Consider the following 12,676-nt stretch of genomic DNA (forward strand, 5'->3'; position numbering starts at 1 on the left):
ACTCATTCTGTTTCCTCAGGGCCTGATTCTTTAGGGGCAGTCGGCGCCGGATTACGGGTGATAAACATCGCATCACCGTAGCTGAAAAAGCGGTAACCATGCTCGACGGCGGCTTTGTAAGCGGCCATGGCTTCGGGATAACCGGCGAACGCCGAAACCAGCATCAACAGCGTGGATTCGGGCAAATGAAAGTTGGTGACCAGGGCATCGACCACATGAAACGGCCGGCCCGGGTAGATAAAGATGTCGGTGTCGCCACTGAACGGCTTGAGCACGCCATCGCGCGCCGCGCTTTCCAGGGAACGCACGCTGGTAGTGCCCACCGCCACCACGCGACCACCGCGCGCACGACAGGCGGCCACCGCATCCACCACGTCCTGGCCGACTTCCAGCCATTCGCTGTGCATGTGGTGGTCTTCGATCTTCTCGACGCGCACCGGCTGAAACGTGCCCGCACCCACGTGCAAGGTCACGAACGCGGTCTCGATGCCCTTGGCGGCAATCGCCTCCATCAGCGGCTGATCGAAATGCAGCCCCGCCGTCGGCGCCGCCACCGCGCCCAGACGCTCGGCGTACACCGTCTGATAACGCTCGCGGTCCGAGCCCTCATCCGGGCGGTCTATATAAGGCGGCAACGGCATGTGCCCGACACGATCGAGCAGCGGCAACACCTCTTCGGCAAACCCCAACTCGAACAACGCATCGTGCCGCGCCAGCATCTCGGCCTCGCCACCGCCGTCGATCAGGATCTTCGACCCCGGCTTCGGTGATTTGCTGGAACGCACATGCGCCAGCACCCGATGGCTGTCCAGCACCCGTTCCACCAGGATTTCCAGCTTGCCGCCGGAAGCCTTCTGGCCAAACAGCCGCGCCGGAATCACCCGGGTATTGTTGAACACCATCAAATCGCCCGGGCGCAAATGCTCGAGCAAATCGGTGAATTGACGGTGTGCCAGGGCGCCGCTGACCCCATCCAGGGTCAACAGGCGACTGTCGCGACGCTCGGCCAAAGGGTGGCGGGCGATCAGCGAATCAGGGAGCTCGAAGGTAAAGTCAGCAACGCGCATGATGGGGTTCGTCTAGCAGGGCCGCAAAGTCTAGCGGAAACCTCAAAAATTTTCCATGAAACCTGATTGACCAACGGTAATCTCATCTCTATACTTCGCCGCCATTGAGCCCTGATGGCGGAATTGGTAGACGCGGCGGATTCAAAATCCGTTTTCGCAAGAAGTGGGAGTTCGAGTCTCCCTCGGGGCACCAAAATTAAGAAAGGTCTTGCTTTGCAAGGCCTTTTTTTTCGCCCGCGAAAAAGCACCTGACACCCCGCCGACCTGTAGGAGCCGGCTTGCTGGCGATGCTTTTGATCCTGCTCTTCCACACCACCCGCACCGCTGGAACATTTCACAAGGATTCCCCCCATGGAATTGCTGCTGGAAACCGTTGCCCTGTTCGCCCTCAAGCTTGCTTATGAGACGGAAGATTCGAGTCCGATCCTGCGGGATGATTTGGTGATGAGTGATTATGAGCGGGAGGTTTTTGGGTTGTTGGTGCGTCGGGGGGATGTTGAGGCGATTCAGACGAAAGTGGATGAATGCTTGAGTCTGGCACTGAATGCCATCGGCGGCATTGAGACAGTCTTGGGACGCGAGCTGAATAGATTGGCGTCAGATTTCAGCTCTGTTAAAACGATTGAGCAGCTCGATTCACCGCTGATCGCGCTCAAGGATTACCTGAAAGATATTCAGTAAATGACGGCCTCGGGGCCTCGAGGTTTTTCGTCAAGAAAGGAGAAAAATTTATTTCATTTGATTAATATTTACCCCCCCTTTTCTATTAATAAGTAGTGAATACAGAATGATATATAAACAGAGCATTGCCCGCTCACAGTTTTTTCTTTTGATTCATGCCTAGATTTTCTACATTCATAACAGAGACCGATTTTAATCCGTCTTGTTCCTGCTTCGCTGAGTGCGCCGCAGCATCTGCATTTTCTTGCTATTGGCTTAAATTTTCCACGAGCCATCAGCCCGCCCCCTTTCCTCATGTATAACTTGTCACTAATTCCTTACGGTTGGTGGTCTATGCAAAACCCGCCCAAGGGGAAGGTGCCTCCAATTACGCCTTAGAATCAAACGACAAAAAGCCAATAGATAAACGCCGCAAATAATGAAATGCCACTAATAACCCATGGCACCAACAACTTTCGTTTTAGGTGGGCCGGGAGATTCAACAACTCATCTTTTTCTATGAGGCCACGTTTTTCACAGAGCCGAGGAATCAAAAACATTAGTGCCATTGCACAATTCCGGATGAGCAGCCCCATCAAACCTGCATGGGAAAGCACCTTGCGATTACTCGCTACAAACTTACTTTTATTCAGGTAACTTTCTACCAACTCAGTAAAAAGATATGAAGACAAAAGAACCCAGCACGCTGATACTACTCCAAGAAAAAGTATCGATATTACGATGACCGCCAGCGCAACATTACTCACTGTGGTAAGAGCTCATAAATAAGTTCTCCACCCGACTCTCCTATTTTTCCACCTATCTCACCTCCATAATAGCCGCCGGTGACGGTGCCTAAAGCCACAGCGCATCCTAACATCGCCATACCGCCTCCGACGGATCCACCCACAGTTCCGAGGGCAAGACTTCCAGTGAATTTGCCACCTTCAACATATTTAGCTTTTCTGCACTGTATTTCGCGCCCGGTGGTACACGAGGCCTAGATGACCATTAATGCTAAATGGACTTCAATGGCCTTCTTCATGTAGAACGCTTCTTCGGCCGTACAGGTCGGTGTCGAATCATCACCGACAATTATTAACTCGCCCGGCAGCACAACTGTATTGATAACATGTGCATTCAACACATCAAATTTTGACATTGAGTTTTTGCCAAGCTGCAATGCTGGCTGTAGCGGAAGTGCCTTGGTGAGTGCCAAAGCTGTATCCGGTAATTTCTATCCAGTCCTTGTGTTGCTCATCAAGCGCTTCACCTGGAATTCCTTCGATTTTGATAAAAGCATCAAACGCCATGCGACCACTCCTCGGCAGTAGTTTGTTTCATAAAATTTTTCACGAGGAAATGTACAACTTCTGAAAGGGTCAATCGCTCATCCAGATATCGTTAAATTCAAGATTCAGACCTTTCCTATTGTGTATTGACTGGCGGATGTAGGACGCCTCCTACGCCCGCGAAGGACACCGACCGCCACGCCTGGGCTGCGCATTATTTGACGGCGATGAGGAAGGCGGTGGTGGATGATGCGGTGAAGGTGTTGACGCGGGGTCGGGCGTCGACAGTGACACCTCAGAGGACGGCGGCTGCGTCTGAAGAGTAGATTTTGAAGAATGGGCAGCGGGTTGCTTGGGATGATCGCAGGGCTTTCATATTGATGTTGGCTGGTCTGGCGCTTTCGCTGGCAAGCCAGCTCCTACAGGGGTTGAGGTGAGCTGACTGGTGGTGTTAGCCCCGATTTTTTGGGGCTAACACATCATTCGGTTCACAGCACGTGTTGGGAAATCAGCTTCGATATTTCTACCATCGATGTCCTGCCGGTGAATTCGAATTTCACTTTCCCCAGCGACGAAAAATAGATCTCCAGCTCGGAATCCAGATCGAACGTCCCCGAGGTTTCCACCGAGTAGGCCACGATGTTTTTGTACGGCAACGAGGTGAAGTCTTTCTTGCTGCCGGTGAGGCCCTGTACGTTGACGGCGATGATGCGTTTGTTGGTAAACACTACGCCGTCGCGCATGGACTTGTACGAATCGATGACCTGTTCGCCATCAAGCAATAGGGCGGAAACGCGTTCGGCGTATTCTTCGTTTTGCTTGAGCTTGAAGAATCCCTTGTTGTTGAAATCAATCATTTGCCGCTCCTGGTTTTAAATGCACTTCAACGCTTAAAGACGCCTCAACGGCTACTCAATCTGAATCGGCCCCTTGGTCCCGGCAGCGCTGTCCATCCAGTAGTCTTCATTCTGCAGTCGCCGATCGCCCTGGATGGTGAAGAGGAGCTTGCCCTGGCGAAACTGCAGCGTGCCGTCGGTGCGTTTGGCATTCACCCGTTTGCCGTTGACCCAGACCTGTTCTTTGGCATCGATGCGGATGGTGGCAACGGTCGCGCCTGCATCGCTCTTGGCTACCCACTGCCCGGCATAAGGGGTCTGGCCGGGGGCCTGGGTGGTTGCGCTGTCCGCGGCGGGGTTGGTGAAGCCGGCCTTGGCGTTTTCCGCCTTGGTCTTGTGGATATCGCAGCCTTGGGTTTCGCTGACCTGGGTGCAGCCGGATTGTTCGAGTTGCTGGCGGTATTTTTCGTTGATGGCGTACGCCGGGGACTGGGTCGCGATCAAGATGGCCAGCGCCGGCAGGATGAGTCTATTCATGGGGGCTCCTTTGCGATCTCTATCGAACGGCATCGCACATTCACTGTAGCTGGCTGATTACGTCCTTCACTACCCGCGCCAGGACAGCAGCACCTGTGGATAACTCTACCAGCACTGTGGCACGCCTTGCTCATCCGGACCAGGCATGACTTCACGCCGTCGGCTTATCCGACTCGTCCTGCCCCGCCGCCCGCACTGCAATCTCAATCGCCCGAACGCTGATCGCCGCAAATATCGCTGTCATCAGCACCCCGTTGAACCCCAGAAAAATCGCCAGAACCCGCGAAACGCCAAGTTTCGGCACGAGTTCTCCATAACCAATGGTCAAACCGGTCACGAAGCCGAAATAGATGCCGTCAAAAGGATCCCATCCCTCCAGGTGGCTGATGATGAGGCCGATCAGCACGATCAGAAAAAGCAGTATGGAAAAGATCGGCCAGACAACGCGAAAGTAGAATCCGACGGCTTTGTAGAATTCTCGACGGACGTGCGATGCATGAGTGGGCTTCATGTCATGGGCTTCCTGAGGTTTGCCTGGGCGGCGGGCGTATTGACCCTCCATCAGCTTCGCACAGGCGCTGGAAACTGGTGGCCAACTGATCCACTCCCCCTCCCGTCTTGATCACATCCTTGATGCGACCCTTGAATTCCCCCCCTCCCATGACGTCGGCCAGTCGTCGCGGTGCCTCAGCAGCGGGTTTGGCTTGGTTCAAACTTGATTCGCGATAGTGCTGCACATGGCGCCCTGCCCCTTCAGGGACGACGCCTCGGGCCGCATTCTTCTAGACTCAATAGAAGGTCGTGGAAAGAACCGGGCACGTCGCTTTGGTGCAGATGAATTGAAAGCCCCGTGGCAAGCTGATTTATGCCCTTTTGAGGTGCGGCAAAGACCGCGCCGGGCACAACAAGATGCCCGCTCAGGGTGCCCTGGCCACCGGCCTGACAATGCCACGATACCGTGACGTGGTGTGAATGCCGCAGCCGACACTTTCGGACGACCGACAACCGCCTGGTTTGTCCGTGACCGTGAGGATTGCTGAATGCCTGATGAGACGTTGCACCTGCCGATGGTCAACAGCCTGTTGGAGCGCCACAAGGGCACTCCCGGCGCACTGTTGCCCATCCTTCATGATATTCAGGAACGCATCGGTTATATCCCCGATGCGGCTATCCCCGAAATTGCCCACGCGTTGAACCAGAGTCAGGCCGAGGTTCGCGGGGTGATCAGTTTTTACCATGATTTTCGTACCGCGCCGCCGGCCCGCCATATCCTGCGGCTGTGCCGGGCCGAGTCCTGCAAGAGTCGTGGCGCCGAGCAGTTGGCCGCCCAGTTGCGCGAGCGTCTGCAACTGGACGATCACGGCAGCAGCGCCGACGGCAGCATCAGTTTGCGTCCGGTGTATTGCCTGGGTGCCTGCGCCTGTTCGCCCGCGCTGGAGCTGGATGGCCGGGTGCATGCGCGGCTCAGTGCCGAGCGCCTGGATGCCTTGCTTGACGCTTGCCGGGAGGAAGCATGATGTCGGCTCTCTATCTGCCCTGTGATTCGCTGGCCCGTGCCGTGGGCGCCGACGAGGTGGCGGTGGCCCTGATCACTCAGGCCCGTGAGCGCAATCTGCCCCTGGAGTTGCAGCGCACCAGCTCGCGCGGCCTGTATTGGCTGGAACCGCTGTTGGAAGTGGATAGCCCCCAAGGCCGTATCGGTTTCGGCCCGCTGACCGCGGCCGATGTGCCATCCGTGCTCGAAGCCCTGCAAGGCGAGCCGTCCGCGCATCCACTGGCCTTGGGCCTGGTGGAAGAATTACCGTATCTGAAGACTCAACAACGCCTGCTGTTCGCCCGGGCCGGTATTACCCGGCCGCTGTCGCTGGACGATTACCGGGAGCACGGCGGTTTCGAGGGTTTAACAAGGGCCGTCAACATTGGCGGCGAGCAGACCGCGACGGAAGTGTTCGATTCAGGTCTGCGTGGCCGTGGCGGCGCGGCTTTCCCGGCCGGGATCAAATGGCGCACGGTGCGTGCCACCCAGGCGGCGCAGAAATACATTGTGTGCAACGCCGACGAAGGCGACTCCGGCACCTTTGCCGATCGCATGTTGATGGAAGGCGACCCCTTCCTGCTGATCGAAGGCATGGCCATTGCCGGCATCACTGTCGGCGCCTGCTACGGCTACATCTATGTGCGTTCGGAATATCCAGATGCCGTGGCCATCCTGCGCCAGGCGCTGAACATCGCCCGATCCGCTGGTTACCTGGGCGCCAATGTCGGCGGCAGTGGCCAGGCTTTCGATATGGAAGTGCGGGTCGGTGCCGGCGCGTACATCTGTGGTGAGGAAACCGCGCTGCTGGACTCCCTCGAAGGCAAGCGCGGCGTCGTTCGCGCCAAGCCGCCGATCCCCGCCTTGAAGGGCCTGTTCGGCCTGCCGACCCTGGTGCACAACGTGCTGACCCTGGCCTCGGTGCCGCTGATCCTGGCCAAAGGTGCGCAGTTCTATCGCGATTACGGCATGGGCCGTTCCCTGGGCACCATGCCCTTCCAGCTGGCGGGCAATATCCGTCACGGCGGCCTGGTGGAACGGGCCTTTGGCCTGACCCTGCGCGAACTGGTGGAAGACTACGGCGGCGGAACCGCCAGTGGCCGGCCGCTGAAGGCTGCGCAGGTTGGCGGGCCTTTAGGCGCCTGGGTGCCGCCAAGTCAATTCGACACGCCGCTGGATTACGAAGCCTTCGCCGCCATCGGCGCAATGCTCGGTCACGGCGGTGTGGTGGTGGCTGACGACAGCCTGGACATGGCCCATATGGCGCGTTTCGCCATGCAGTTCTGCGCCGAGGAATCCTGCGGCAAATGCACCCCCTGCCGCATCGGCTCGACCCGGGGCGTGGAGGTGATCGACCGCCTGCTGGCCGCGCCGGACCAGAGCGGTCGCGATGAGCAGGTGATCATCCTCAAGGACCTGTGCGACACCCTGCAATACGGTTCGCTGTGCGCGTTGGGCGGCATGGTCTCGTTTCCGGTCGCCAGCGCCCTCAAGCACTTCCCCGCCGACTTCGGCTTGCAGCCTTCGGAGGCCGAGCAATGATCACTCTCTTCGACCCGAAAACAGACATCGACCTTGGAACGCCTGCCCGCGACAGCCAGGTGCAGGTCACCCTGAACATCGACGGCCGCAGCATCAGCGTGCCCGAAGGCACCTCGGTGATGCGCGCCGCCGCGCTGCTGGGCACCACCATTCCCAAACTGTGCGCCACCGACAGCCTGGAAGCCTTCGGTTCCTGCCGCATGTGCCTGGTGGAGATCGACGGCATGCGCGGCTACCCGGCGTCCTGCACCACGCCGGTCACCGAAGGCATGAGCGTGCACACCCAGACACCGAAGCTCGCGACCCTGCGCCGCAACGTCATGGAGCTGTACATCTCCGATCACCCGCTGGACTGCCTGACCTGCTCGGCCAACGGCAACTGCGAGCTGCAAACCGTCGCCGGCCAGGTCGGCCTGCGGGAGGTGCGTTACGGCTATGAAGGCGACAACCATCTGGCCGACGTCAAGGACACCTCCAACCCCTACTTCGACTACGACCCGAGCAAGTGCATCGTCTGCAACCGCTGCGTGCGCGCCTGCGAAGAAACCCAGGGCACCTTTGCCCTGACCATTACCGGGCGCGGGTTCGAATCCCGCGTGGCGGCCGCCGGTGGCGATAACTTCCTCGAGTCGGAGTGCGTGTCCTGCGGCGCCTGCGTGCAAGCCTGCCCCACCGCGACCCTGATCGAAAAAAGCGTGGTCGAACTGGGCCAGCCCGAACGCAGTGTGATCACCACCTGTGCCTATTGCGGCGTGGGTTGCTCGTTCCGCGCCGAGATGAAAGGCGACCAGCTGGTGCGCATGGTTCCGGACAAGAACGGCCAGGCCAACCACGGCCACTCCTGCGTCAAGGGGCGTTTTGCCTGGGGCTACGCCACCCACCCGGATCGCATCACCAAGCCGATGATCCGCAAACACATCAACGACCCCTGGCAGGAAGTCAGCTGGGATGAAGCGGTGACCTACGCCGCCAGTGAATTCCGCCGGCTGCAGCAACAATACGGCCGCGACTCGATTGGTGGCATCACCTCCAGCCGCTGCACCAACGAAGAAACCTACCTGGTGCAAAAACTGGTGCGCGCCGCGTTCGGCAACAACAACGTCGATACCTGTGCGCGAGTCTGCCACTCGCCGACCGGCTATGGCCTGAAACAAACCCTGGGCGAGTCCGCCGGCACCCAGAGTTTCGACTCGGTGATGCAGGCCGACGTGATCCTGGTGATGGGTGCCAACCCCAGCGACGCCCACCCGGTGTTCGCCTCGCAGCTCAAACGCCGCCTGCGCGAAGGCGCGCGGCTCATCGTCATCGACCCACGCCGCATCGATCTGGTGGACTCGGTGCACGCCCGCGCCGAGTTGCACCTGGCCCTGCGCCCGGGCACCAACGTCGCCATGCTCAACGCCCTGGCCCATGTCATCGTCACTGAAGGCCTGCTCAACCAGGCGTTTATCGACGCCCGTTGCGAGGGCCACGATTTCGCTCGCTGGAGCGAGTTCGTCAGCCGCGCGGAAAACTCGCCGGAAGTCCTGGGCGCCACCTGCGGCGTAGACCCGGCCGACATCCGTGCCGCCGCCCGCCTGTATGCCACCGGCGGCAACGCGGCGATCTACTATGGCCTGGGCGTCACCGAGCACAGCCAGGGCAGCACCGCGGTGATGGGCATCGCCAACCTGGCCATGGCCACCGGCAACATCGGTCGCGAAGGCGTGGGCGTAAACCCGCTGCGGGGGCAGAACAACGTGCAGGGCTCCTGCGACATGGGTTCCTTCCCCCACGAGCTGCCCGGCTACCGGCACATCTCCAACGAAGGGGTGCGCGCGCAGTTCGAACAAGCCTGGAACGTCACCCTGCAACCCGACCCGGGCCTGCGCATCCCCAACATGTTCGAAGCAGCGTTGGGCGGCAGCTTCAAGGGCCTGTATTGCCAAGGCGAAGACATCGTTCAGAGCGACCCCAACACCCAGCACGTCACCGCCGCGATGTCGGCCATGGAATGCGTGGTGGTGCAGGACATTTTCCTCAACGAAACCGCCAAGTTCGCCCACGTGTTCCTGCCGGGCTGCTCGTTCCTGGAAAAAGACGGCACCTTCACCAACGCCGAACGGCGCATCTCCCGGGTGCGCAAGGTCATGGAGCCGCTGGGCGGCAAGGCCGACTGGGAAGGCACCATTGCCCTGGCCAACGCCCTGGGTTACCCGATGAACTACCGGCACCCATCGGAAATCATGGATGAAATCGCCCGCCTGACGCCGACCTTCACCAACGTCAGCTACGCCGCACTGGACAGCCACGGCAGCCTGCAATGGCCGTGCAACGCCGAGGCGCCGGACGGCACGCCGACCATGCACATCGAGGAATTCGTGCGCGGCAAGGGGCGCTTCATGCTCACCGGCTACGTGCCCACCGAGGAAAAGGTCAACAATCGTTATCCCCTGCTGCTGACCACCGGGCGCATCCTCAGCCAGTACAACGTCGGCGCCCAGACCCGGCGGACCGACAACGTTGCCTGGCACAATGAAGACCGCCTGGAAATCCACCCGACCGACGCCGAGAGCCGTGGCATCAACGAGGGTGACTGGGTCGGCATTGGCAGCCGCGCCGGGCAGACCGTACTGCGCGCGCGGATCACCGAACGGGTCGCCCCGGGCGTGGTGTACACCACCTTCCACTTCCCTGAATCGGGGGCCAACGTCATCACCACCGACAACTCCGACTGGGCCACCAACTGTCCGGAGTACAAGGTCACCGCCGTGGAAGTCAGCCGCGTCTACCACCCTTCCGAGTGGCAAAAACGCTACCAGAGCTTCAGCGAGGAACAGGACCGTCTGCTCAAGGAACGCCGTCAGGCCCGTGGCGCTCAAGTGGAGGTGCGCCGATGAGCACTGCCAACCTGATCAAGATGGCCAACCAGATCGCCCAGTACTTCGCCAGCGAACCGGACGAGCAAGTGGCGGTGCTCGGCGTGCGTAATCATCTGCAACTGTACTGGGCGCCGACCATGCGCAAGGAATTGCTGGCCTGGCAGACCGAGCATCAGGGGGCCGACTTGCACCCGCTGGTGCAGGCGGCGGTCAGTGGGGCGGGTTGGGAGGCGTAGGTTCGCACGAGCCCTTTGGATTTTCCCTTGGTCTGTGAAGGCAGGCCAAGGAGTAGTAATCCGACGCAAGTCAGCAACGACTCATTTACACCAGCTGCGTTATCATCCGGCGTTTCCGCACCTCGAGTCTTGAAACGGATGCCCATGTCTTCATCCTTGTCTGACGCTGATCAACCCCTGCCCCCTGTCCTCGTCGGCCCGCTATTGCGGCGTCTGGAGCCCAAGCGGTTGGTGTTGTGGCTGGTGGGGTCGCGGGCATTGTCGCTGACGTTGCGGTTGCAGAATGTCGGCGATATCCGCCTGGACGACACGCAGTGCACGGTGGTCCCGGTCGGCACTCGCGCCTTTGTGCATTTGATCGATGTGCCACTGGACAGCCCCCTGCCCTGCGACACGCTGATCGAATACGACCTGCTGATCGACAAAGGCGAAGACGACGACGTCGAGTCGGGCATCGCCGCTTGGGCCCCGCACTTGCTGTACGGCGAGGCCGGTTGCCCGAATTTCGTCCTGCGCTCACGGGTTGATCAACTGTTGCACGGTTCCTGCCGCAAGCCGCACTTTCCGGCGCCGGATGGTCTGCTTTGTGTCGATCGCTTGCTGGAGGCCGAGCCGGAGGCAGAAAAACGCCCGGCGCTATTGATGATGAGCGGTGATCAGGTGTACGCCGACGATGTCGCGGGGCCGACGTTGCGGGCCATTCATGCCCTGATCGAGCGACTGGGGCTGTTCGAGGAGCACCTCGAAGGGGCGGTGGTCAGCGACAGCGCCAAACTCTACAACCACCCGGCCAGTTACTACCATCGTGCGGATTTGTTACCGGCGCTGCAAAGCAACGACACCCTGCGAGACCGGTTTTTCGGCGGCGCGCGCAAGCCGATTTTCACCAGCAGCAGTGCTGACAACCATCTGGTGAGCTTCGCCGAGGTCATGGCCATGTACCTGCTGGTGTGGTCGCCGACGCCCTGGACGTTGATCGCGCCGAAACCGCCGAAATTGATTCCCGAACGGCGCGAGCGGTATGCGCTGGAGCAGACCCGGGTCGACGGCTTCAAGGCCGGTCTCGGCAACGTGGCCCGAGCGCTGGCACATCTGCCGTGCCTGATGATTTTCGATGACCACGACATTACCGATGACTGGAATCTTTCCGCACAGTGGGAGGAAACGGCCTACGGCCATCCGTTCTCCAAGCGCATCATCGGCAATGCGTTGATCGCCTACATGCTGTGTCAGGGCTGGGGCAATAATCCGGATGCGTTCAGCGGCGTGCTGGAGAAAACCCGTTTATTGAGTGCCACGGGGCAGGACCACTACCTCGACAGTGAAGTCCAGGATGAGTTGATCGATGAACTGTTGCGGTTCCAGAACTGGCATTTCGTGCTGCCCACCACCCCGGCGATCGTAGTGCTCGACACCCGCACCCGGCGCTGGCGCAGCGAGATGACGCTCAAGCAGCCATCAGGCCTGATGGATTGGGAAGCGCTCAGCGAACTGCAACAGGAACTGCTGGATCATCCTTCGGCGATCATCGTTTCGCCGGCGCCGATCTTCGGCGTCAAACTGATCGAAACCGTACAGCGCGTCTTCAGCTGGTTAGGCTACCCCTTGCTGGTTGACGCAGAAAACTGGATGGCCCATCGCGGCGCGGCACAGGTGATCCTGAACATTTTCCGACACTCGCGTACACCCGGTAACTACGTGGTGCTGTCAGGCGATGTGCATTATTCCTTCGTCTACGAAGTGCTGATCCGACATCGTAAAGCGGGGCCCAGGATCTGGCAGGTCACCAGCAGTGGCATCAAAAACGAATTTCCGCCGGGCCTGCTCGAGTGGTTCGACCGGCTCAACCGCTGGCTCTATTCGCCGCGCTCGCCGCTGAACTGGCTGACCAAACGCCGACGGATGCGCATTGTTCCGCATGTTCCAGAGCATGCTGAAGCCGGTGAACGGCTGTGGAATTCGGCGGGGATCGGGCAGGTGTTCTTTAATGAGAAAGGACAACCGCAGGCGATTTATCAGTTGAATGCGAATGGCGCGCCGAAGACGCGGATGGTGGCGCCTGAGGCGAGTGACTGACGGGGTGAGACCGAGTCGCCTGCTTCGTCGGAACG

At 59.6% G+C, this 12,676-nt stretch carries 11 protein-coding genes, 1 tRNA gene and 2 pseudogenes; 8 read left to right on the forward strand and 6 right to left on the reverse strand.

Annotation, left to right across the window (positions count from 1 at the left end; all coding sequences use genetic code 11):
* Nucleotides 1–2: 2 nt before the first annotated feature.
* Nucleotides 3–1,067 carry a tRNA preQ1(34) S-adenosylmethionine ribosyltransferase-isomerase QueA gene (gene queA, locus ELQ88_RS28835; protein WP_138969027.1) on the reverse strand — a complete coding sequence of 355 codons (1,065 nt, stop codon included), beginning with the start codon at nt 1,065–1,067 and terminating at the stop codon, nt 3–5.
* A gap of 108 nt (nt 1,068–1,175) precedes the next feature.
* Between queA and ELQ88_RS28840 the strand changes: the two genes are divergently transcribed.
* Both ELQ88_RS28840 and ELQ88_RS28845 read left to right on the forward strand, forming a co-directional pair.
* Nucleotides 1,176–1,260, forward strand: a tRNA-Leu gene (locus tag ELQ88_RS28840).
* 158 nt (nt 1,261–1,418) lie between these two features.
* On the forward strand, nt 1,419–1,748 hold the full coding sequence (locus tag ELQ88_RS28845; RefSeq protein WP_138969028.1) for a hypothetical protein: 330 nt from the start codon (nt 1,419–1,421) through the stop codon (nt 1,746–1,748).
* A gap of 380 nt (nt 1,749–2,128) precedes the next feature.
* On the opposite strand, the gene ELQ88_RS28850 is transcribed toward ELQ88_RS28845, so the two are convergent.
* Complete coding sequence (locus ELQ88_RS28850; protein WP_138969029.1) at nt 2,129–2,494, reverse strand: hypothetical protein; 366 nt, start codon at nt 2,492–2,494, stop codon at nt 2,129–2,131.
* A 417-nt stretch (nt 2,495–2,911) separates the two neighbouring features.
* A pseudogene (locus tag ELQ88_RS28860) lies at nt 2,912–3,040 on the reverse strand (type VI secretion system tube protein Hcp); the annotation flags it as partial.
* Between the two features lie 158 nt (nt 3,041–3,198).
* On the opposite strand from ELQ88_RS28860, the pseudogene ELQ88_RS28865 reads away from it, so the two are divergent.
* Nucleotides 3,199–3,345 (forward strand): annotated as a pseudogene (locus ELQ88_RS28865) (DUF3077 domain-containing protein); the annotation flags it as partial.
* Nucleotides 3,346–3,507: 162 nt separating this feature from the next.
* On the opposite strand, the gene ELQ88_RS28870 reads toward ELQ88_RS28865, so the two are convergent.
* From ELQ88_RS28870 to ELQ88_RS28880, 3 genes are all read right to left on the reverse strand, one after another.
* Nucleotides 3,508–3,876, reverse strand: coding sequence for a PH domain-containing protein (locus ELQ88_RS28870; protein ID WP_128870519.1), 369 nt, complete (start codon nt 3,874–3,876; stop codon nt 3,508–3,510).
* A gap of 51 nt (nt 3,877–3,927) precedes the next feature.
* On the reverse strand, nt 3,928–4,392 hold the full coding sequence (locus ELQ88_RS28875) for a hypothetical protein (protein WP_138969030.1): 465 nt from the start codon (nt 4,390–4,392) through the stop codon (nt 3,928–3,930).
* Between the two features lie 151 nt (nt 4,393–4,543).
* The gene (locus ELQ88_RS28880) at nt 4,544–4,903 is read right to left on the reverse strand and encodes a potassium channel family protein (RefSeq protein ID WP_128870517.1); all 360 of its coding nucleotides are present in this window, start codon (nt 4,901–4,903) and stop codon (nt 4,544–4,546) included.
* 529 nt (nt 4,904–5,432) lie between these two features.
* Here ELQ88_RS28880 and ELQ88_RS28885 point away from each other — a divergent pair.
* The 5 genes from ELQ88_RS28885 to ELQ88_RS28905 all read left to right on the forward strand — a co-directional run bounded on the left by ELQ88_RS28885 (nt 5,433) and on the right by ELQ88_RS28905 (nt 12,641).
* Nucleotides 5,433–5,909 (forward strand): formate dehydrogenase subunit gamma, encoded by a 477-nt coding sequence (locus tag ELQ88_RS28885; RefSeq protein WP_138969031.1) that lies wholly within the window; start codon nt 5,433–5,435, stop codon nt 5,907–5,909.
* Complete coding sequence (locus ELQ88_RS28890) at nt 5,906–7,468, forward strand: formate dehydrogenase beta subunit (protein ID WP_178084716.1); 1,563 nt, start codon at nt 5,906–5,908, stop codon at nt 7,466–7,468. The genes ELQ88_RS28885 and ELQ88_RS28890 overlap by 4 nt, the downstream gene beginning before the upstream one ends.
* Complete coding sequence (fdhF, locus tag ELQ88_RS28895; RefSeq protein ID WP_138969033.1) at nt 7,465–10,347, forward strand: formate dehydrogenase subunit alpha; 2,883 nt, start codon at nt 7,465–7,467, stop codon at nt 10,345–10,347. The genes ELQ88_RS28890 and fdhF overlap by 4 nt, the downstream gene beginning before the upstream one ends.
* Nucleotides 10,344–10,565, forward strand: coding sequence for a formate dehydrogenase subunit delta (locus ELQ88_RS28900; RefSeq protein ID WP_138969034.1), 222 nt, complete (start codon nt 10,344–10,346; stop codon nt 10,563–10,565). Before fdhF ends, ELQ88_RS28900 begins: the two co-directional genes overlap by 4 nt.
* Before the next feature lie 144 nt (nt 10,566–10,709).
* On the forward strand, nt 10,710–12,641 hold the full coding sequence (locus ELQ88_RS28905; protein WP_138969035.1) for an alkaline phosphatase D family protein: 1,932 nt from the start codon (nt 10,710–10,712) through the stop codon (nt 12,639–12,641).
* The last annotated feature ends 35 nt before the right edge of the window (nt 12,642–12,676 follow it).

The sequence above is a fragment of the Pseudomonas sp. MPC6 genome (genome assembly GCF_006094435.1).
Lineage (GTDB): Bacteria > Pseudomonadota > Gammaproteobacteria > Pseudomonadales > Pseudomonadaceae > Aquipseudomonas.